The sequence below is a fragment of the Allobosea sp. TBD101 genome, from assembly GCF_059817965.1.
This window is the reverse complement of sequence record NZ_CM187543.1, coordinates 4,041,531-4,062,644: the sequence shown is the minus strand read 5'-3', so window position 1 is coordinate 4,062,644 and position 21,114 is coordinate 4,041,531. Positions and strand designations below refer to the sequence as shown.

The 21,114-nt window shown below is 67.7% G+C and carries 18 protein-coding genes; 8 read left to right on the top strand and 10 right to left on the bottom strand.

Features of this window, described 5'->3' with window-relative positions; genetic code table 11:
- Positions 1-8: 8 nt before the first annotated feature.
- A complete protein-coding gene (locus AC6RIC_RS19735; RefSeq protein ID WP_499733587.1) occupies positions 9-1,073 on the bottom strand; it encodes a cysteine synthase A in 1,065 nt (354 codons plus the stop codon).
- Between the two features lie 141 nt (positions 1,074-1,214).
- On the opposite strand from AC6RIC_RS19735, the gene AC6RIC_RS19730 reads away from it, so the two are divergent.
- The 5 genes from AC6RIC_RS19730 (at position 1,215) to AC6RIC_RS19710 (ending at position 6,818) form a co-directional block, all read left to right on the top strand.
- Entirely contained in the window at positions 1,215-2,453 is a 1,239-nt protein-coding gene (locus AC6RIC_RS19730) for a class I SAM-dependent RNA methyltransferase (RefSeq protein ID WP_499733586.1), read from the top strand.
- Positions 2,454-2,467: 14 nt separating this feature from the next.
- Positions 2,468-3,880, top strand: coding sequence for an FAD-binding oxidoreductase (locus AC6RIC_RS19725; RefSeq protein ID WP_454657789.1), 1,413 nt, complete (start codon positions 2,468-2,470; stop codon positions 3,878-3,880).
- A 169-nt stretch (positions 3,881-4,049) separates the two neighbouring features.
- Positions 4,050-5,123 carry an ABC transporter substrate-binding protein gene (locus AC6RIC_RS19720; protein WP_499733585.1) on the top strand — a complete coding sequence of 358 codons (1,074 nt, stop codon included), beginning with the start codon at positions 4,050-4,052 and terminating at the stop codon, positions 5,121-5,123.
- A 92-nt stretch (positions 5,124-5,215) separates the two neighbouring features.
- On the top strand, positions 5,216-6,016 hold the full coding sequence (locus AC6RIC_RS19715; protein WP_499733584.1) for an ABC transporter ATP-binding protein: 801 nt from the start codon (positions 5,216-5,218) through the stop codon (positions 6,014-6,016).
- Between the two features lie 25 nt (positions 6,017-6,041).
- On the top strand, positions 6,042-6,818 hold the full coding sequence (locus tag AC6RIC_RS19710; RefSeq protein ID WP_499733583.1) for an ABC transporter permease: 777 nt from the start codon (positions 6,042-6,044) through the stop codon (positions 6,816-6,818).
- Positions 6,819-6,953: 135 nt separating this feature from the next.
- Here AC6RIC_RS19710 and AC6RIC_RS19705 read toward each other — a convergent pair whose 3' ends face one another.
- Both AC6RIC_RS19705 and AC6RIC_RS19700 read right to left on the bottom strand, forming a co-directional pair.
- Positions 6,954-8,549, bottom strand: coding sequence for a gamma-glutamyltransferase family protein (locus AC6RIC_RS19705; RefSeq protein WP_499733582.1), 1,596 nt, complete (start codon positions 8,547-8,549; stop codon positions 6,954-6,956).
- 51 nt (positions 8,550-8,600) lie between these two features.
- Positions 8,601-9,368, bottom strand: a complete 768-nt coding sequence (locus AC6RIC_RS19700; RefSeq protein ID WP_499733581.1) for an SOS response-associated peptidase — start codon at positions 9,366-9,368, stop codon at positions 8,601-8,603.
- An 87-nt stretch (positions 9,369-9,455) separates the two neighbouring features.
- Here AC6RIC_RS19700 and AC6RIC_RS19695 point away from each other — a divergent pair, with 87 nt between their 5' ends.
- Positions 9,456-9,956, top strand: coding sequence for a hypothetical protein (locus AC6RIC_RS19695; RefSeq protein ID WP_499733580.1), 501 nt, complete (start codon positions 9,456-9,458; stop codon positions 9,954-9,956).
- 30 nt (positions 9,957-9,986) lie between these two features.
- On the opposite strand, the gene AC6RIC_RS19690 is transcribed toward AC6RIC_RS19695, so the two are convergent.
- Together AC6RIC_RS19690 and dxs are read right to left on the bottom strand one after the other, a co-directional pair.
- Positions 9,987-10,709: a TlyA family RNA methyltransferase gene (locus AC6RIC_RS19690; protein WP_499733579.1), complete on the bottom strand. Its 723-nt coding sequence runs from the start codon at positions 10,707-10,709 to the stop codon at positions 9,987-9,989.
- 10 nt (positions 10,710-10,719) lie between these two features.
- Positions 10,720-12,630 (bottom strand): 1-deoxy-D-xylulose-5-phosphate synthase, encoded by a 1,911-nt coding sequence (gene dxs / locus AC6RIC_RS19685; RefSeq protein ID WP_499733578.1) that lies wholly within the window; start codon positions 12,628-12,630, stop codon positions 10,720-10,722.
- A gap of 181 nt (positions 12,631-12,811) precedes the next feature.
- On the opposite strand from dxs, the gene AC6RIC_RS19680 reads away from it, so the two are divergent.
- Positions 12,812-14,041, top strand: a complete 1,230-nt coding sequence (locus tag AC6RIC_RS19680; protein WP_499733577.1) for an MFS transporter — start codon at positions 12,812-12,814, stop codon at positions 14,039-14,041.
- A gap of 10 nt (positions 14,042-14,051) precedes the next feature.
- Here AC6RIC_RS19680 and AC6RIC_RS19675 read toward each other — a convergent pair whose 3' ends face one another.
- The 4 genes from AC6RIC_RS19675 to AC6RIC_RS19660 all read right to left on the bottom strand — a co-directional run bounded on the left by AC6RIC_RS19675 (position 14,052) and on the right by AC6RIC_RS19660 (position 16,865).
- Positions 14,052-14,972 carry a pirin family protein gene (locus AC6RIC_RS19675; RefSeq protein ID WP_488849424.1) on the bottom strand — a complete coding sequence of 307 codons (921 nt, stop codon included), beginning with the start codon at positions 14,970-14,972 and terminating at the stop codon, positions 14,052-14,054.
- Positions 14,973-15,139: 167 nt separating this feature from the next.
- Positions 15,140-15,343, bottom strand: a complete 204-nt coding sequence (locus AC6RIC_RS19670) for an exodeoxyribonuclease VII small subunit (RefSeq protein WP_499736634.1) — start codon at positions 15,341-15,343, stop codon at positions 15,140-15,142.
- Positions 15,344-15,473: 130 nt separating this feature from the next.
- A complete protein-coding gene (locus AC6RIC_RS19665; protein ID WP_173049670.1) occupies positions 15,474-15,938 on the bottom strand; it encodes an Lrp/AsnC family transcriptional regulator in 465 nt (154 codons plus the stop codon).
- A 414-nt stretch (positions 15,939-16,352) separates the two neighbouring features.
- A complete protein-coding gene (locus AC6RIC_RS19660; RefSeq protein WP_499733576.1) occupies positions 16,353-16,865 on the bottom strand; it encodes a tyrosine phosphatase family protein in 513 nt (170 codons plus the stop codon).
- A gap of 297 nt (positions 16,866-17,162) precedes the next feature.
- Here AC6RIC_RS19660 and AC6RIC_RS19655 point away from each other — a divergent pair, with 297 nt between their 5' ends.
- Entirely contained in the window at positions 17,163-17,456 is a 294-nt protein-coding gene (locus AC6RIC_RS19655; RefSeq protein WP_499733575.1) for a hypothetical protein, read from the top strand.
- A gap of 3 nt (positions 17,457-17,459) precedes the next feature.
- On the opposite strand, the gene AC6RIC_RS19650 is transcribed toward AC6RIC_RS19655, so the two are convergent.
- The gene (locus AC6RIC_RS19650) at positions 17,460-21,032 is read right to left on the bottom strand and encodes a hybrid sensor histidine kinase/response regulator (RefSeq protein ID WP_499733574.1); all 3,573 of its coding nucleotides are present in this window, start codon (positions 21,030-21,032) and stop codon (positions 17,460-17,462) included.
- Positions 21,033-21,114 lie beyond the last annotated feature (82 nt).

Genomic DNA, 21,114 nt, shown 5'->3' with positions numbered 1-21,114 from the left:
TTGCCGCCTCAGGCCATCACCTTGCTGACGGCTTGCTTGAGCGCCGAACCGTCCCGCTCCAGCCAGCCGGGAACCGGCAGGTTCTTCGAGCGCAGGAAGTCCGGGTTGAACAGCTTCGACTGGTAGCGCGTGCCGTAGTCGCAGAGCACCGTCACGATGGTGTGGCCCGGCCCCATCTGCTTGGCCAGCCGGATCGCGCCGGCGACATTGATGCCCGACGAGCCGCCGAGGCAGAGGCCCTCCTGCTCCAGCAGATCGAAGACGATCTGCACCGCTTCCGCATCCGGGATCTGGAAGGCGACATCGACCGGCGCATCCACCAGATTGGCGGTGATCCGGCCCTGGCCGATACCCTCGGTGATCGAGGAGCCCTCGGCCTTGAGCACGCCCGCCGTGTAGTAGGAATAGAGCGCCGCCCCCATTGGATCGGCCAGCCCGATCGTCACCTTGGGGTTGCGCGCCTTCAGGGCCATGCCGACGCCGGCCAGCGTCCCGCCCGAGCCGACCGCGCAGATGAAGCCGTCGATCTGGCCCGCCGTCTGGTCCCAGATTTCCGGGCCGGTCGTGTCGAGATGGCCCTGCCGGTTGGCGACATTGTCGAACTGGTTGGCCCAGACCGCGCCGTTGGGCTCGGTCTTCGCCAGCTCCTCGGCGAGGCGACCGGAGACCTTCACATAGTTGTTCGGGTTGGCGTAGGGCGCGGCCGGCACCTCGACCAGCGTCGCGCCGGCCAGCCGCAGCATGTCCTTCTTTTCCTGCGACTGCGTCTCCGGGATGACGATGACCGAGCGATAGCCCAGCGCATTGCCGACGAGCGCGATGCCGATGCCGGTATTGCCCGCCGTGCCCTCGACGATGACGCCGCCCGGCTTCAACTGCCCCTTCGCCTCGGCGTCGCGGATGATGGCGAGCGCGGCCCGGTCCTTCACCGACTGGCCGGGATTCATGAACTCGGCCTTGCCGAGGATGGTGCAGCCGGTTTCCGCAGAGGCGCGCTCGAGCTTGATGAGCGGGGTGTTGCCGATGGCTTCGATGACGCCATCCTTCATGTCGATCTTCGCGCGGATAGTCATGGCAGGATTTCCCAATGTCTCTCCAACCTGATAGGCGAAAGCCTCTCAGCGGTCATCAGTGAGCGGGCCTTTCGCCCCGAGTTCGGAACAATGCCAGTCGCCAAGTCGCAAGCGGGAGAAATTTCTTCTCCGAAGCTCGCCATGAATGAAGTTCTCACCGTCGATCGCCTCGGCCAGAAGGGCGACGGCATCGTGCAGGCTGCCTCTGGCAGCATCTTCATTCCCTATGCGTTGCCGGGCGAAACCGTGCGTGCCGTGGTCGATGGCGAGCGCGGCCAGCTCGTCGAGATCATCGCACCGTCTGAATCTCGCATCGCCGCGATCTGCCCGCTCTTCACCCGCTGCGGCGGCTGCGCGGCCCAGCACATGGCACCCGGCCTCTATCGCGAATGGAAGCGCCAGCAGGTCGTGACCGCCCTGAGCCGTGCCGGCATCGAGGCGCCGGTCGGCGATCTCGTGGACGCCCATGGCGCAGGCCGCCGCCGCGTCACTTTCCATGCCCGCCGGCAGGGCGAGGCGATGGTGGTCGGCTTCATGGCGGCACGCAGCCACGATCTGATTTCGGTCGAAGCCTGTCCGGTGCTGGCGCCGGGGCTCGATCGCGCGCCGGCCGTCGCCCTGATGCTGGCGAACCGCATGGGCAGCGCGAACAAGCCGCTCGATATCCAGGTCACCGCCTCTGAAGCCGGGCTCGATGTCGATATCCGCGGCCATGGCCCGCTTGGCGACAAGCTCAGGCTCGCCCTGACGCAGCTTGCCGAACGCCTCGACCTCGCCCGGCTCTCCAACCATGGCGAGATCGTCGTCGAGCGCCGGCCGCCCTTGCAGCGCATGGGCAAGGCGCTGGTCGCGCCGGCCGCCGGTGGCTTCCTGCAGGCGACGGGCGCGGGCGAGGACGTGCTGGCTGGGCTCGTCATGGCGGCGCTGCCTAAAGGCAAGCGTGCCGCCGATCTCTTCGCCGGCTGTGGCCCGTTCAGCTTCCGCATTGCGGAGAAGATGCAGGTGCTGGCCATCGAGAGCGACAAGGCGGCGATGCTGGCGCTCGCCAAGGGCGCCGGTGCGACGCAAGGGTTGAAGCCGATCGCGACCGAGACGCGCGACCTGTTCCGACGCCCGCTGCTTGAGCATGAGCTCAACGGTTTCGACGTCGTCGTACTTGATCCGCCGCGGGCCGGTGCGGAGGCGCAGGTCAAGCGACTGGCGGCGTCCAAGGTCAAGGACGTGATCTACGTCTCCTGCGATCCGGCGAGCTTCGCGCGCGACGCCGCGACCCTCGTTGCGGGCGGCTATGCGCTGGAGGCCGTGACGCCGGTCGACCAGTTCCGCTATTCCGCTCATGTCGAGCTCGTCGGCGTGTTCCGGCGGGGCAGGAAGGGCTAGGGCAGGGCTTCAGGATGAGCGCAATTCTCGATCGCATGGCCGCTATCGTCGGCGCGAAGAACGTCATCACCGATGCCGACGCGATGGTGCCCTATCTCAAGGAATGGCGCGATCTCTTCCGCGGCAAGGCGCAAGGCATCGTGCGCCCCGGCTCGACCGCCGAGGTCGCCGAGCTGGTGAAGCTCGCGGCCGAGACCGGCACGGTGCTGGTGCCGCAAGGCGGCAATACCGGCCTCGTCGGCGGCCAGATCCCGATCTCCGAGGGCAAGGAGGTCATCCTGTCGCTGCAGCGCCTCGATAAGATCCGCGCCGTCGACACCGATGGCGACACGATGATCGTCGAGGCCGGCGTTACCCTGAAGCGCGCGCAGGACGCGGCGGAGGCGGCGGGCCGGCTCTTCCCGCTCTCGCTGGCGTCGGAAGGCTCCTGCACCATCGGCGGCAATCTCTCGACCAATGCCGGCGGCACCGCCGTGCTGGCCTATGGCAATGCCCGCGAGCTCTGCATGGGGCTGGAGGTCGTGCTGCCGGACGGGCGCATCTGGAACGGCCTGCGCCAGCTCCGCAAGGACAATACCGGCTACGACCTGAAGAACCTCTTCATCGGCGCCGAAGGCACGCTCGGCATCATCACGGCGGCGGTGCTGAAGCTCTTCCCCGCGCCGGCGGCGCGCGCCACCGCCTTCCTCGCCGTGCCCGATCCGGCGGCGGCGCTCGAACTGCTGAACGCCGCCAAGGCCGGCGCCGGCGGCACGCTTACCACTTTCGAATTGATGCCGCGCATCGGCATGGATTTCGTCCTGCGCCACGCTTCCGGCACGCGCGATCCGCTCTCCGAGCCGTCGCCCTGGTATGTGCTGATGGAAGTCTCCGCCCAGCAGGCCTCGGGGCTCGACGAGCATGTCGAGGCCTTCCTCGGCGAAGCGCTGGAGAAAGGCATCGTGACGGATGCGGCCTTGGCGGGTTCTCTGGCCCAGCGCGCCGATTTCTGGAAGCTGCGCGAGATGCTCTCGGAAGTGCAGACCTATGAGGGCGGCTCGATCAAGCACGACGTCTCCGTGCCGATCCATGCGACGCCGGAGTTCCTGGCCCGCGCCATCGCGGCGGTGGAGGCGATGGTGCCGGGCTGCCGACCTGTGCCCTTCGGCCACCTCGGCGACGGCAACATCCATTTCAACGTCAGCCAGCCGGTCGGCGCCGACAAGGCCGGCTTCCTCGCGCGCTGGAGCGAGATGAACGAGGCGGTCCACGCCATCGTTGCCGAGCTCCACGGCTCGATCTCGGCCGAGCACGGCATCGGCCGCCTGAAGCGCGACCTGCTGCCCGGCGTGAAGGACCCCGTCGAACTCGACCTGATGCGCACGCTGAAGCGCACGCTCGACCCGAAGCGGATTCTCAATCCGGGCGCGGTGCTGGCGCAGGATTGATCCGCAGGTCGGAAGCTTGACCGTCCAATCGGCAGCCTGCACCGCGGAAGGCTGCCGCCGGAGGCCCCTGCTCAAAAATTTGGCAGGAGGGCCTTTCCGCTCGATTGACCGCTTTTGGCGGCATCTCTAGCCTTCGCCCTCATAACGATAACATGAGGGGTTGGCTGCCATGATCGGCGTGACGCGGATGCTGTCGAATTGTGCCCGCAAGAGGGGCAGGGGGCCGACGCGCCGCGCGCTCGCCGCGCTGGCTCTCGCCGGAGCGGCTGCGATGGCCGGTGCGCTGCCCGCCGCCGCCCAGACGCCGCTCAAGTTCACGCTCGACTGGGTCTTCCAGGGCCCGACCTCGCCCTTCCTCGTCGCGCTCGACAAGGGCTACTACAAGGCCGAGGGGCTCGACGTCACCATGGACCCCGGCCAGGGCTCGGCCGGCGCGGTCCAGCGCGTCGCTACCGGCGCCTACGATATCGGCTTCGCCGACGTGAACTCGCTGATCGAGTACAACGCGAAGAACGCCGGCAAGGAAATCCTCTGCGTCTTCATGGCCTATGACTTCCCGCCCTTCGGCGTCCACGCCCTGAAGAAGAGCGGCATCACCAAGCCCACCGACCTCGCCGGCAAGAAGCTCGGTGCGCCGGTCTTCGACGCCTCGTTCCGTCTCTTCCCAGCCTTCGCCAAGAAGAACGGCATCGACGCGGCATCCGTCCAGCACGTCAACCTGACCCCGCAATTGCGCGAGCAGTCGCTGGTGCAGGGCACGGTCGACTTCATCTCCGGCCACTATTTCTCGTCGATCCTCGACCTGAAGGCGCGCGGCGTGAAGCCGGAGGATGTCGTCTCCTTCAACTACTCCGACTACAAGATGGACGTTTACGGCAACGGTATCATCGTCTCGCCAGCGCTGGCCGCCAAGCCGGAAGCGGTAACCGGCTTCCTGCGCGCCACCGCGAAGGCCTGGCGTGAGGTCGCCGCCAACCCGGCCATCGGCATCGCCGCCGCCAAGAAGCGCGACCCGCTGATCGACGAGAAGCTGGAGGCCGAGCGCCTCGACATGTCGCTCAGGCTCAATGTGCTCACCCCCTTCGTGAAGGCGAACGGAATGGGCGATGTCGAGCCGGCGCGCTTCGCCCGCTCGGTCAAGGATGTCGCCGAGGCCTTCGGCCTGCCGTCCGCGCCCGAGCCTGACAAGGTCTTCACGGCAAAGTTCCTGCCGCCGAAGGCGGAGCGGATGCTCGGCCCCTGACCGTTCCGCCGTCGTGGCCGGGTCAGGCCCGGCCATCGCGCCCAAGCCTTTCCTCCCCGAGCTTCTCGGGGCAAGCCCGAGACGACGCCCGGATGGCTGAAACACACGAAGGTTCCCTCGTCGAACTGCGGCAGGTCAGCCTCGCCTATGGCAGCGGGTCCAACCGCATGCAGGCGCTGGAGGATGCGACGCTCTCCATCGCCAAGGGCGAGTTCATCGCCGTGGTCGGCCCGTCCGGCTGTGGCAAGTCGACCCTGATGAAGCTCGTCACCGGGCTGCTGCCGCCGACCGGGGGAGAGGTCCGCGTGCACGGGCAAGTGGTGAAGGGGCCGATCCGCGGCGTCGGCATGGCCTTCCAGGCGCCGACGCTGATGCCCTGGCGCACGACGCTCGACAACATCCTGCTGCCGCTGGAGGTGGTCGAGCCGCACAAGCGCCGCTTCCGCGCCAACAAGGCTGAGTATGTGGCGCGCGGCGAGGCGCTGCTGGCTTCGGTCGGCCTTGGCGGCTTCGGCGACAAATACCCCTGGCAGCTCTCGGGTGGCATGCAGCAGCGCTCCAGCCTGTGCCGAGCGCTCGTCCACGAGCCCGATATCCTGATGCTCGACGAGCCCTTCGGCGCGCTCGACGCCTTCACGCGCGAGGAGCTCTGGGGCGTGATGCAGAAGCTCTGGATGGAGCGCCGCTTCACGGCGGTTCTGGTCACGCACGACCTGCGCGAGGCAGTCTATCTCGCCGACACCGTCTATGTGATGAGCCGGCGGCCTGGAAAGATCGTCAAGATCCGCAAGATCGAATTGCCGCGCCCGCGCACGCTGGAGGCGACCTTCACGGTCGAGTTCGTCGACATCGTCCACGAACTGCGCGAGCGCATCCATATGGAGCATGCCTGATGCGGCCCCCGGCGGGACAAGGATCATGACGGAGCCTCAGAAACGCATCCTGCTCCTCGCCATGCCCTGGCTTGCCATGGGCGGGCTGCTGCTGCTCTGGGAGATCGCCTGCATCGTCTTCGACGTGCCGGAAATCCTGGCGCCGCGCCCGAGCCGCATCATCGAGACGATGGTCCTGCGCTGGGACATCCTGCTGCGCTTCTGCCTGGAGACGCTCTGGACGACGCTGATCGGCTTCGCGCTGGCGATCGGCTTCGGCCTGCTGCTTGGCCTCGCCGTTGGCGCATCGCCCTTCGTCTATTCGGGCCTGTACCCGCTGCTGATCGCCTTTAATGCGATCCCGAAGGTTGCGATCGTGCCGATCCTGATGATCTGGGTCGGCGTCGGCGCTTTGCCGGCGGTGATCACCGCCTTCGTCATCTCCTTCTTCCCGATCGTCGTGAACGTCGCCACGGGCCTCGCCACCATCGAGCCCGAGATGCGCGACGTGATGCGCTCGCTCGGCGCCAGCCAATGGGAAATCCTGACCAAGGTCGGCGTGCCCCGCGCGATGCCCTATCTCTTCGCCAGCCTGAAGGTCGCGGTGACGCTGGCCTTCGTCGGCTCGGTGCTGTCCGAGACGGTCGGCGGCAATCGCGGCATCGGCTTCCTGATGCTTTCGGCGGGCGCGCGCAACGACGCGCCGACGACCTTCGCCGGGCTCTTCTCCATCGCCATCATGGGCATCGCGCTCTATGCGTTCTGTGCCCTGGTCGAGCGGCGGATGACCCGCTGGGCCTTCCGCGGCGAGATCGTCGCCTGACTCTTCAGCCCTCATCCTGAGGAGCCGCGAAGCGGCGTCTCGAAGGATGCTCCAGATGTCTCCCGAGCCTGCTGGAACATCCTTTGAGATGCGCTTCTGCAAAGCGCTCCTCAGGATGAGGGCTTCAGAAGGGCGCTACGGCGTCGCGACGTACCCATCGCGGCGCGGGTCGGCGGCGCCGGTGAAGACGCCGGTCGCCGGATCGACCGCCACCGCCTGCATGCCGCCGCAGCGCATCGTCCAGCCGACATCGAAGGCGCGCGCCTCGTGCCCGCGCCTGACCAGCTCGGCGATCGTTTCCGGCGTGATGCGGTTCTCGATCTCGACGAGGCGACCGTCCCAGAGCCGCGCTCGCGGTGCCTCGATCGCCTCCTGGAGTGGCAGGCCGTAAACGAGGTGCTGGACCATGGCCTGAGCCTGCGTCTGCATGATGCCGTAGCTGCCGGGCGTGCCGAGCGCGAGCACCGGCTTGCCGTCGCGGGTCGAGAGCGTGGGCGACATGCACATCGGCAGGTCGTCGCCGGGCTTGGAGCGGTTCGGGCTGCCGGGCTGGACATCGGCCCAGTACAGGAAGTTGTTGAAGCAGAGCCCCGTGCCGGGCACGACGACACCGCTGCCGAAGGGGCTGCCGAGGCTCTGCGTGATGCAGATCAGGTTGCCTTCACTGTCGGCGACCGAGAGCGACGTCGTATGCGCCGGGTCTTCCTTGTCTTGCGGCACCCATTGCTCGGTCGGGCCGGTCACCGGCTTGCCGTCGGTCAGGCGCTGGCGCAGCCGTGCGACCGACGCATCCGACATGATCTCGGCGAGCTTCTCCGGCGAGGGGTTGTTATGGGCGATGCGCTCGCCCGCCGCGAGGCGGATCGCGCGATAGACGAGATCGAGATGGTCCGCCCCGTCCCGCGGCTTCGACGCAAGATCGATCCCGTCGAGCAGGCGCAAGGTCAGCAGGAACTGGAAGCCCTCGCAGGGCGGCGGCGGCACATGCACCGACAGCCCCTTGAAGCTCGCCGCCATCGGCTCGCGCCAGACCGTCTTCACGGCGGCGAGGTCGGCCATGGTCAGCGAGCCGCCGAGCGCCTGCAGATGCGCGATGACTTTCTCGCCGAGCGCCCCGCGATAGAAATGCTCCGGTCCCTTCTCGGCGATCTCGCCCAGTGTCTTCGCGAGGTCCGACTGGACGAGCACCGAACCGAGATGCATCGGGCCGTTGGGCTGGTAGTTCTTCGACCATGCCGGATAGAGCGCGGGAATCTTCTCCAGGAGCGGGTCGTTCTCCTCGAACTCCGCCGCGCCGAACTCGGCCAGCGCGAAGCCGTCCCGCGCCAAGGCGATCGCCGGCGCGAAGACCTCGGCCAGCGATTTGCGGCCATAGGTCTTCACCAGCTCGCACCAGCCGGCGAGATTGCCGGGCGAGGCGACGGCGAGTGCGCCGCGCTCCAGATCGGTGCGCTTGCTGAAGCGGTCCGCCTGGAAGCTCGCCGGGATCGGCGGCACGAAATCGAGCACGCGCACCCGTTTTTCGGCTGCGACCCACATCGTCGACAGGCCCATGCCGGCAAGCCCGGACATGAAGGGCTCGACCACGTTGAGCGCGGCAGCCGTGGCGGCCGCGGCATCGAAGGCGTTACCACCTTGCGCGAGCAGCCTTGCGCCGGCCTGTGCCGCCAAAGGATGGGCCGCGGCGACCATGCCGTGGCGGGAGGTCATGGTAGGGCGGCGGCCGTGCATCTTCGTGTCTCCTCGTCGTCTTCTGGCGACGATCAGAGCACGAATCCGGCGCTAGAACAGGCTGCCTTGCCCGTCATCCGTGGGAGGCCGGGTCGCTTTGCGCGCATGGCGCTTCGGCTCCTCGGGCGGCTCCCGTTGCGGAAGCTCGGCCAGCGGCAACTGGACCTCGGCGGCGTCATTGGCGACCTTGTTGACGGCATTGCCGATCGCCACAGCCTCCAGCAGATCGTCCGGCGGCGGTCTCAGCAGGCGCCCGGTCTGTTCCGACGTAGCTTGCGGGTCGAGCCAGGCCTGGTAGTCGCTGGGATCGAGGATGATCGGGCTGCGGTGATGGATCGGAGCCATCGTGCCGTTGGCTGTTCCCGTCATCATCGCGACGGTGTCGATCTCGGAGCCATCAGGCGAATGCCATGTCTCCCACAGCGCGGCGAAGGCGAAGAGGCCGCGATCCGGCTTGCGGAACAGGAAAGCCTCACTCTGGGCCTGCTTGCCGGTTCCGCTGCGCCGCCATTCGTAGAAGGCATCGGCCGGCAGCAGGCAGCGCCGCCGCGTCAGGGCATTGCGGAAGGAGGGCTTCTCGGCGGCGCTCTCCATGCGGATATTGATGACGAGCGGGAAATCCTTGAGGTCCTTGACCCAGCCGGGAATGAAACCCCAGCGCATCAGCAGGAACTGCGGCGCTCCGTCATGAGGTCGGATCACCGGCACGGGCTGCGTCGGCGCGATATTGTAGCGCGGCGGGAAGTTCGGCTGCTCGCGGTAGCCGAAGGCATCGCGCATCGCCTCGGGAGGCAGGGTGATCGCATAGCGTCCGCACATGCAGGCTGTTTACGTCAAGACGAGCGCTTGGAAGCAACACTTTATTTGCGGTTGCACCAACATAGTCGCGCCGGTTTGGGGTAGCGGATGAGCGTCATCGCGACGGAGATGCTGGCTGGAACGGCGGCCGAACGGCTCGACGCCGGTGTCCTCCCGCGCCTGTCGACCGATTTCCTCAATCGCTACAGCGAAGCCCTGATGCTGATCGAGATGGTCGCGATGGATGACAGCATCCTCGCCGATCTTCAGGCTTGGCAGGCTGTCGGCTATCGCGAGCATTTCGCCGCATCGGCCCTGCGCTGTGCCGCTTCGGCTCTCGCCGCCTATGACGACCTGAACCCGAACAGGGCCCGGTCTTTCGACGAGGCCTGCCATGCGATGACGCGGTTGGTGCGCACGGTGACGGCGCTGCTCGCGGAAACGCCGCCTCAGCCCGAGCTGCCAATTATCGTCGAGGTCGCCAGCGAGGCTCTGCGTCGGCAGATCGCCCGTGCGACGCAATTCATCAACGCGAATGGCACGATCGACATCGCGGCATTCGAGGATGCCGTGTTGCAGACGCAGATCGACGCCTTGCTCGCACGCTGATCGGGCATTCGTCGCAGCATCGGAATGATGCTAGCGCCGCGCTCCGACCAGAAATTCGCGGTTGCCGTCGCCGCCCTCGATCGGAGAGGGGATCGGCCCTTCAACTGCAAAACCGAGCGCCTTCAGCGTCGCGACGATCTCATCGCAAACCTGAAGCTGGATCGCCTCGTCGCGGACGATGCCTTTCTTGAGCGCGGCGCGGCCGGCTTCGAACTGCGGCTTGATCAGCGCCGCGATACCGGCCTGCGGCGCGAGCAGGTTGGCGACCGCGGGCAGCACGAGCTTGAGCGAGATGAAGCTGACATCGATCGCAGCAAGGCTCGGCCGTTCCGGCAGGGCTTCGACGGCCAGCGTGCGGATATCCTGTCCCTCGAAGCTGGTGACGCGCGGATCGGTCCGCAGCGAATGATGCAGCTGGTCGCGTCCGACATCGACGGCGACGACATGGCGCGCGCCGCGCTTCAGGAGCAGGTCGGTGAAGCCGCCGGTCGAGGAGCCGACATCGAGGCAGGCGAGCCCCTTTGGATCGAAGCCGAAGGCATTGAGCGCGCCCGCCAGTTTCAGCCCACCACGCGAGACGTAAGGGTGCGGTGCCTGCGCGGTCAGTTCCGCGTCGTCGGCCACCATTTCCGAGGCCTTGCGCACCGGAGTGCCATTGACGGTGACGAGCCCGGCTGCGATCGCGGCCTGCGCCCGTGCCCGACTCTCGAAGAAGCCGCGCTCGACGAGCAGCTGGTCGGCCCGGCTCTTCATGCCCCAGCCGTCAGGCCAGCTTCACCGCGCTGGGCCGACCCAGTGCAGTCTCGACGGCCTTGACGATGCCGGCGGCATCGAGCCCGGCGGCGGCATACATCGCGTCCGGCTTGTCATGGTCCTGGAACGTATCGGGCAGCGTCAGGCTCCTGACCTTCAGGCCGGCATCGAGCGCGCCGTTCTGCGCGAGCAAATGCAGGACATGGCTGCCGAAGCCGCCGACCGAGCCTTCCTCGACCGTGACGAGAACCTCATGCTCGCGGGCGAGCTTCAGGATCATGATCTCGTCGAGCGGTTTGGCAAAGCGGGCATCGGCGACCGTCGTCGACAGGCCGCGCTGCGCCAAGAGCTCGGCGGCCTTGAGGCATTCGGCAAGGCGTGTCCCGAGCGAGAGCAGGGCGATCCGGGTGCCCTCGCGGACGATGCGGCCCTTCCCGATCTCGAGGGGTACGCCGACATCGGGGATCTCGACGCCGACCCCTTCGCCGCGCGGATAGCGGAAGGCGATCGGCCCTTCGTCATAGGCGGCTGCGGTCGCGACCATATGGGTCAGTTCGGCCTCGTCGGCCGCCGCCATCACCACCATGTCCGGCAGGCAGGCGAGATAGGCGACATCGAAGGAGCCGGCATGGGTCGCGCCGTCGGCGCCGACGAGCCCGGCGCGGTCGAGTGCGAAGCGCACGGGCAGCTTCTGAATCGCCACGTCATGCACGATCTGGTCGTAGGCGCGCTGCATGAAGGTCGAGTAGATCGCGACGAAGGGCTTGTAGCCCTCGGTCGCGAGGCCGGCGGCGAAGGTCACGGCATGTTGCTCGGCGATGCCGACATCGAAGGTGCGAGCTGGGAACTCCTTGCCGAAAGCGTCGAGTCCGGTGCCGGACGGCATCGCGGCGGTGACGGCGACGACCTTGTCATCCTCGCGCGCCTGCTTGATCAGGGCCTGGGCGAAGACATTGGTGTAGCTCGGCGCGTTCGCCGGCGCCTTGGCCTGCTGGCCGGTGACGGGGTCGAACTTGACCACGCCATGGTACTTGTCGGCGCTGGCCTCGGCCGGGGCGTAGCCCTTGCCCTTCTGCGTCACGACATGGACGAGGATCGGCCCGTTCCCGGCGTCGCGGACATTGCGCAGCACCGGCAGCAGGTGGTCGAGATTATGCCCGTCGATCGGCCCGACATAGTAGAAGCCGAGCTCCTCGAACATCGTCCCGCCGGTCCAGAAGCCGCGGGCATATTCCTCGGTGCGCTTGGCTTTGTCGTGGAAGAAGCGCGGCAGCTTCTCGGCGAGCTGCTTGGCGACCTCGCGGATCGAGCGATAGGTCCGCCCCGAGACGAGCCGCGCCAGATAGGCCGACATCGCGCCGACCGGCGGGGCGATCGACATGTCGTTGTCGTTGAGGATGACGATGAGGCGCGAGCCGAGCGCGCCGGCATTGTTCATCGCCTCATAGGCCATGCCGGCCGACATGGCGCCATCGCCGATCACGGCGATGACGTTGTTCTGATCGCCCTTGAGATCGCGCCCGACGGCCATGCCGAGCCCGGCCGAGATCGAGGTCGAGGAATGCGCCGCGCCGAACGGGTCGTAGTCGCTCTCGGCGCGCTTGGTGAAGCCGGACAGCCCGCCCGGCTGGCGCAAGGTGCGGATGCGCTCGCGCCGCCCGGTCAGGATCTTGTGTGGATAGGCCTGGTGGCCGACATCCCAGATCAATCGGTCGCGCGGCGTGTCGAAGACATGGTGCAGCGCCACGGTCAGCTCGACCACGCCGAGCCCGGCGCCGAGATGGCCGCCGGTGACGGAGACGGCGTCGATCGTCTCGAGCCGGAGCTCGTCGGCGACCTGCCGCAGCTCGGCGTCGTCGAGGGCCCGCAGATCGGCGGGGTCATGGATCGTGTCGAGGAGCGGCGTGGCGGGACGGGGCACGAGGCTGTCTGATCCTTCGCTGGGATGCCCTCGAAATAGAGCCTGCGCGGCGCGCTTGCAAACCGCAGTTGCGCTTTCGACCAAATCGACGGCACGGGCGCCGTCTTGCCACGAAACGGGTGGTTCCGACGCCGGCAACGGATTTCAGTGCGTTCACGACCGCTTCCGAGGATATCAGACCATGCAACCGACCGCTGCCACGCCCTTGCCTACGGCATTCCGCCGCATCGGCTGGTCCAATCTCTTCGCCCAGTTTTCCGAGCAGATCGCGCTGGCGGCGGCACCCTTGGCCGCGGTGCTGCTGCTGGCGGCGGGGCCGGCCGAGACCGGCTGGCTGCAGACGGCGCAGACCTTGCCCTTCCTCCTGTTGTCCATTCCCGCCGGTTTGATGGTCGACCGCGCCTCCCGGCGCCGGCTCATGGTCGGCACCGAGGTGTTGCGCGCGGTGTCCCTGCTGGCGATCCCGCTGCTGCTGGCGGCCGGGAGCCTCAACCTGACCTGGCTCGCCTTGATCGGCGCGCTCGGGGCTATCGGCACGGTCTGCTACAGCGTGGCGGCTCCGGCCTTCGTTCCCTCGGTGGTGCCGCGTGAGCGGCTGGCCGATGCCAATCGCTGGCTGGAGCTGGCCCGCAGCGCCGCCTATGCCGGTGGACCGGCGCTGGGCGGGGCGCTCGTCGGCTGGATCGGCGTCTCCACCGCTTATGGGCTGGCGGCCGGGCTCTCGATCCTCGCCGCGATGCTGCTGGCCGGCCTGCCGAAGGACGAGGCGCCGTCAGGCCCCCGGCGCGACCTGTTGCACGATCTGAAGGAAGGCGCCCGCTTCGTCGCCGGCCATGACCTGCTCCGGCCGATCCTGATGACGGCGGTGTTCTTCAACGTCTCCTGGTTCATCTTCCAGGCGGTCTATGTCGCCTATGCCGTCCAGAATCTGGGGCTGAGCGCCACGCAAGTCGGCATCTCGCTCGGCATCTACGGCGCGGGCATGATCGTCGGCGCCATCCTCGCGCCCGCCATTGCGAAGCAGGTCACGTTCGGGACGCTGATCCTGCTAGGCCCCTTCGCCGGGCTTTGCGCGGCGGGCGTGATGTTCGCGACGCTCTGGCTGCCCTCGGCCTATCTCGTCGCGGCGAGCTTCTTCCTGTTCGGCGTCGGGCCGATCATCTGGACGATCTCGACCATGACATTGCGGCAGGCGGTGACGCCGAACGCCATGCTCGGCCGCGTCTCCGCCCTGATCATGACGGCGACTTTCGGCGCGCGGCCGATCGGCGCCGCGATCGGTGCCTCCGTGGCGGCAAACCTCGGCATCGCCGCGTGCCTGGGCCTCGCGGCCACAGGCTTCCTGATCCAATTGCTGGTGATCGGCTTCTCGCGGGTGCCGAAGCTCAGGGACATTTCCGAGGCGGTCTGAATGGGCCGGCTCAGCCCTCGGGCAGCGGGATGAACTCGCTCTCGTCGCCGGGCACGGTGTCGAAGCGGCCGGTCTTCCATTCGTGCTTGGCCTGCTCGATACGCTCCTTCGAGGAGGAGACGAAGTTCCACCAGATATTGCGCGGGCCGTCCATCGGCTCGCCGCCGACGATCATGACGCGGGCCTGGTCGATGGCGAGGATCGAGATGCGGTCGCCCGGCTTGAAGACGAGGAGCTGGCCGGCGCCGAACTCGTCGCCGGCGATGTCGATCTTGCCGGAGACGATATAGATCGCGCGCTCGTCATAGTCGGGATCGAGCGGCAGGATCGCGCCGGGCGAGAGCACGGCCTCGGCATAGAGCGCGTCCCACGGGAACTTCACCGGTGAGGTCTGGCCATAGGCCGAGCCCATGATCAGGCTGATGCGCTTGCCGCCCTCGACGATGCGCGGCAGCTCGCCTGCGCCATGGTGCTTGAACTCGGGCGCGACCTCCTCATGGGTCTTCGGCAGGGCGAGCCAGGCCTGGATGCCGTAGAGCTTCGGGCCGGTAGCGCGGGCTTCCATGCCGGTGCGCTCGGAATGGACGATGCCGCGCCCGGCCGTCATCAGGTTCACCGCGCCGGGCTTGATCGCCAGTGCCGTGCCCAGCGAGTCGCGATGCATGATCTCGCCGTCGAACAGATAGGTCACGGTCGAGAGCCCGATATGCGGATGCGGCCGGACGTCGAGGCCTTCGCCGAGATGGAACTCGGCCGGGCCCATCTGGTCGAAGAAGATGAAGGGGCCGACCATGCGCTGGCCGATGGCGGGCAGCGCCCGGCGGACCTGAAAGCCACCGAGGTCATGGGAGCGGGGGACGATCACCTTCTCGATCGCCTCGCAGGAGCGGGCATCGCCCAGGATCGGGTCGTCGGCGGGGAGCTGCGACATGAGGGCCTCCTTGGTCGAGGCTGAACCTGAGCCGGACGCGGCTCACAGGCAAGCGCCCGGTCGCAACCGGTGGCTGGCAAAAATGCAATGCCGCGGCACTTGGAGCGCCGCGGTATTGCGTGATGATCTTGTCGCTGTCGTTCCGGCGCCGAAGGCGCCCCGGCGGCTCAGTTCTCGACGTCGAGCGGGGCAGCGCCCGTCGGCTTGCCATCGGTGCCGAGCGTGATGCGCTCGATCCGGGCTTCCGCCTGCTTCAGCAGCGCGTCGCAGCGCGCCTTCAGCGCTTCGCCGCGCGTATAGATCGCGATCGATTCCTCGAGCGGAACGTCACCGCGCTCCAGCCGCGCCACGATGCCTTCGAGCTCCTTCATCGCCGCCTCGAAGGGCAGGGCGGCGACATCGGCGTTGGTCTTCTCTTCGCTCACGGCCTGATTCCTCTTTGCGGGTGAGCTTATCGGCTGGCGCGCGTCCGGCTGCAACCCGTCTCGCGGCGCTGCTGACTCAGACCGGCAGGGCGGAGGTCTTCTTGATCGTGCGCAGCGTCAGCGTCGACTGCACGCGGGTGACGCCCGGCAATTGCGTGATGATATCGGTATGGATGCGCTCGAAATCGGCGCTGTCGCGGTAGATCACCCGCATCAGATAGTCATGCGCGCCGGCCAGCAGATGGCATTCGAGAATCTCGGGCAGGCTCTGCACCGCCTGCTCGAAGCTCTCCAGCGAGGCGCGGCCCTGCTGGTCGAGCGTGACGAAGACGAAGGCCGTGCCGGGAAAGCCCGCGATCTTGTCGTCGAGCATCATCGCATAGCCGCGGATCAGGCCGCTTTCCTCGAGCTGCCGCACGCGGCGCAGGCAGGCCGAGGGCGACAGATGCACCTTCTCGGCGAGGTCCGAATTGGTGATGCGTCCGTCCTGCTGGAGAATCCGCAGGATGGAGCGGTCGCGCGAGTCGAGCTCGATCGTCATGGTCACGGGCAAGAGCCTCTAACAGAATCCGGAGGGGTCTCGACGCCGGCAATTCGTCCGCTCCGCCAGGAGCGGGGTGAAGCCGATACCGTTGGTATCGGCAAGCGCCGCGACGCCGCGGGCGGTCGAATTCCCGGCGCCGAAGGTGGGCTTTGGAGGGCCGCCTGCGGCGTCGGACCGACTTGCCGATATCGGCAGATATCGGCTGCGCGCTCCTCCTGGCATGCGGTTCCTCCAAAGCCCATCGAGACCCCTCCGGATTCTGTTAGAGGCTCTTTGGCCTCCCGCGCGATGCATCGTCGCAAAATTCACCCGATGCAAGCAATCTTCTGCAGCGAAGCGGCGAGGGTGCCGTAGCAATCACAGCCGGGGCGGGAAATGCGCGCAGGAAGCTGCGTGGCCCGAAGCTGGAGTTCAGGCGAGCGGCATGGCGAAGGGCGTGCCTTCGAAGGCATCGGCGCCGCGCCCGATTCGCTGGATTGCGCGGGTCATCCGGCCGCGCCGCCCGAGCGTCGCATCGGCCAGCGCGATGAGCCGGGCATTCGGCGTGGCGGAAGGGGCCGCGCTGCGCAAAGCGTCAGCCACCTCGTCTTCATCACGCTCCGGCCCAAGTGTGCAGGCTGCGATATAGGCCGCTGCCGTCGAGCGGCTGATCCCGGCCCAGCAATGGATCACCATCGGCTCTGCGCGATCCCACTCCCGCAGGAAGGCGATGAGGCGATGCATGTGCTCCTGGCCGGCGAGGACATGGCCGTCGAGCGCCTGACTAATGTCGGACATCCCCAGGAAGAGATGTCGCTCGGGCGCAATCCCGGCCGGCCGCGCGACCTCCGTGCCGACATTGATCAGCGTCACCAGATGCCGGGCACGGACGGCAGCAACGGTCTCATCCAGCCGCGACAGCGGGGAAACGTGAAGGGTGGGCAAGGTCCAGCTCCGCAACGACAGGCGACGATAGCATGATCGACATCGCCGGCATCTCCATGACATGGAGGCGCAGTTCCGATCGATCTCGCGCCGAAAAACTCCCCATGAATCTCTGGTTTCGCCTGATCTGGCTCCTGCTGACGACGCGTTTCCGCCCGCGGCTCGACCTGCCTGGCGAGGCCTCGGTGCTGCCTTTCCGGGTCTGGTTCCACGATCTCGACACCAGCCTGCATATGAACAACGGCCGCTACTGGACGCTGATGGATCTCGGCCGGCACGACCCGCTTCCGCCGCGAGATGCGGCTGTTCCGCCCGTTCCGGGTCGAGACGACGATCCTGTGCTGGAGCGAGGGCTGGCTGGTCATGCAGCATCGCATGCTGATGCAGGGCCGGGACGGCACCGAGATCGTCGCGGCGGTCGCGCTGGTTCGGGCCGCGCTCTATGACAAGAAGGCGCGCGCCTATGTCCCGGTCGCGCGGCTGCTCGGCGAGATCGGCGTCACCGCGGAGAGCCCGCAGCCGAGCCCGGAGGTCGCGGCCTTCCTCGCCTCCGAGGATGCCATGCGCAGCGCCGCCTCGGCTACCACCTGAGCCCTACTCCGCCGCCAGCCGCGTCGCCCGCCATTGCGCCAGCAGCGCGCGGAGCGCAGCCGGCTTCAGCGGCTTGTTGAGCAGATGCACGTCGAGCGCGTTCGCCGCCTCGCGCACATGCGGCGTCCGGTCGGCGGTGAGCAGGATCGCCGGCATTGGCGTGCGGGCACGGGAACGCAGCGCGCTGATCGCGGTCAGGCCGTTGCCGTGGTCAAGATGGTAGTCGGCGATCAGCACATCCGGCTCGCCCTTGCTGCCGACATGCGGCAGCGCCTCGTCCAGGCTGGCGGCGATCGTGACGCGGCAGCCCCAGCCTTCGAGCAGACGCTTCATGCCGTCGAGGATGGCGGGCTCGTTGTCGACGACCAGAAGCCGCATGCCTGCGAGCTGGCCTGCCGGCGCATTGCGCGGGGCAGCCGCAGTCGTCATCGGCGGCAGCGGCGCGGCGCGCGGGACCGAGACCGAGAAGCGCGTGCCGCGTCCGGGCGCCGAATCGAGCGTCAGGCCATGGTCGAGCGCACGCGCGATGCGCTGCACGATCGAGAGCCCGAGGCCGAGGCCGCGCGCCACCTTCGCGCCCTGGTCGAGCCGTTGGAACTCGCGGAAGACAGTCTTCTGCTTGCTTTGGGGGATGCCGAGCCCTGTATCGATCACCTCGACGGCGACCTGATTGCCACGGCGCCGGCAGCCGATCAGCACCTTGCCGTTCGGCGTGTATTTGATCGCGTTCGAGATCAGGTTCTGCAGCAGCCGGCGCAGCAGGCGCCGATCTGAGCGCAGCGTCAGGCTGGTCGGCATGAAGACGAGCTTCAGGCCCTTCTCCTGGGCGCTCGGTTCGAATTCGCGCTGGAGCTGGCGCATCAGCTCGTCCAGCCGGAAGGATGACAGCTCCGGCTTGAGAGCGCCGCCATCGAGCCGCGATATCTCCAGAAGCGCGGTCAGGATCTCCTCGACAGCGTCGAGCGAGGCGTCGATATTCTCGGCGAGTTCCGGCTGGCCGCCGCTGCGATCACGCTCGACCAGCGAGGTCGCGTAGAGGCGCGCGGCGTTGAGCGGCTGCAGGATGTCGTGGCTGGCGGCGGCGAGGAAGCGCGTCTTTGAGGCGTTGGCGGCCTCGGCCTCGGCCTTGGCGCGCTGGAGTTCGGCATTGACGTGCAGCAGTTCCTCGGTGCGCTCGGCGACGCGGCGTTCGAGGCCCTCGTTCGCGCGTTCGAGCTCCTCCTCGCCGGCGACGGTGTCGGTGATGTCGGTATAGGTCGTGACGAAGCCGCCATCAGGCAGGGCGTTGGTGCGGACCTCGATGACCTTCTTCGACGGGTAGAGCTTCAGACGCACGGGCTCGCGGTCGTTGATGAAGCTCTCCAGCCGCGCCGCCATCAATTCGTCGCGTGCGCCGGTGCCATAGGCGCCGCGCGCCGCGTTGTAGCGCACGATCTCGTCGAGCCCCGTGCCGAAGCGGACCAGCGAGGCCGGCAGGTCGTAGAGCTGGATGAAGGCCTGGTTCCAGGCGAGCAGCCTGAGGTCCCGGTCGAGCACGGTGATGCCCTGGCCGGCATGGTCGAGACCGTGCTGGAGGATGTCGCGGTTGTACTGGAGCGCGGCCGAGGCGTCGTCGAGCAGCTTGAAGGCGGCCTCGGTCGAGAGGTTGCGCCGCTTCAGCAGCAGCGACAGCACGAGCCGCGAGGAGGCCGCGCCGATCGCCGAGGAGAGCAGGTGCTCGCCGAAGCGCAGCAGGTGAATATCGGCCTGGCGCCCGCTTTCCGAGGCCTCGCCGCGGCCGCTGTTGAAACCCTCGAAGGCGCGCTGGGTGCGTTCCGCCCCGAGATAGCGCGCGATCGTCGATTGCAGCTCGCCCTCGGTGATGGTGGTGCGCCAGAGCGAGAAGGACTGGGCCATCGTCGTCGGCTGCGATTCGACGAAGGCATTGGCCTGCAGCCGCTCCATCGCATTGGCGGGCCGGAGCAGCGAGAAGCCGATATAGGCGAGGATGTTGAAGCTCAGGCTCCAGAACACGCCATGCGGCAGTGCCGGCCATTCAAGCCCGAACAACCCCTCCGGCCGGAAGATGCCGGCGCCGAACGGGCCATGCGCGACGATTTCGCTCCACCAGCCGCCGGGCAGGGCGAGGCTCGGCATCAGCAGCGTATAGGCCCAGACCAGCGTCCCGACCGTCAGACCGGCCACGGCGCCCAGCGCCGTGCCGCGCCGCCAGAACAGGCCGCCGAAGAAGGCCGGCGCGATCTGCGCCGTCGCCGCGAAGGAGAGCAGGCCGATCGAGACCAGCGCCGCCTCGCCCGAGGCGCGGTAATAGAGATAGCCGAGCAGGATCACGACGAAGATGCTCAGCCGGCGGATGATCACCACCTGCGAGCCGAGATCGCCGCCAAGATTGCTGTTGCTGGCGCCCCGCCTGCCAAAGAATCGGACCGCCCGGCCCGGATCGCTCAGGCCCCGCCGGCCGCGCAGCAGGAGCGGCATCACGAGATGGTTGGAGATCATGATCGCGAGCGCGACCGAGGCGACGATCACCATCGCCGTCGCCGCCGAAAGGCCGCCGACGAAGACCAGGAGCGCGATCACCCCGGCCTCTCGCTGCAACGGCAGCAGCAGCACGGTCATGTCGCGGTCGACGCCGCTGCCGGGGATCAGGATCTCGCCCGCCGCCGCCAGCGGCAGCACGAACAGGTTGATCAGCACGAGATAGAGCGGGAACATCCACGCGGCGCGGCGCACGTCGCGCACGTCGCGGTTCTCGACGATCGTCATGTGGAACTGCCGCGCCAGCAGGAGCGCGGCGCAGCTCGACAGCAGCGTGAGCGTCAGGAAGTTCGGCCAGCTCGAGGTGCGCTCCCAGATCGGCGGGACCCTGTTGGCGGGATGGGCCGCCTGCGCCAGCAGGTCGCCGGCGCCGCCGAACAGCCCGTAGACGATGAAAAAGCCGAGCACGAGGAAGGCGACGAGCTTGATCAGCGATTCCACCGCGATCGCCAGCACGAGCCCATCCTGGTGTTCGGTTGCATCGATATGGCGGGTGCCGAAGGCGCAGGCGAAGCCGGCGAGCACGATCGCGACGAGGAAGGGCAGGTCGCTCAGCATCGGCACGTCCGGCGTCGGCGGATGGCCGCCGGTCGCCGCGAGGAAGACCGAGAGCGAGTTCGCGACGGCCTTCAACTGCAGCGAGATATAGGGCAGCGCCCCGATCACCGCGACGATGCAGACCAGCGCCGCGACGCGTTCGCTCTTGCCGTAGCGGGCGCCGACGAAATCGGCGATCGAGGTGATGTTCTGCGACTTGGCGATGCCGACGATGCGGCCGACGAAGCGGTGGCCCAGCCCGATCACGAGGATCGGCCCGACATAGATGCCGAGGAAATCGAACCCCGCGCGGCTGGCGAAGCCGACCGAGCCGTAGAAGGTCCAGGAGGTGCAGTAGACGCCGAGCGCCAGCGCATAGATCGTCGTCCGCGCCCGGCCGGTCATCAGCTTGCGTCCGGAGGTGTCGGCCATATGCGCGACGGCGAAGAGCCCGCACAGATAGGCGAGCGCGACCAGCACCACGGACCAGGCGGGGATCATGCCGTCCTCGCGGATGTCGTATGCGAACGAGGTCGGGGTGCAGGCGTCATGGAATTCCGCTTCTTGGTTTTCCGTAGAGTAT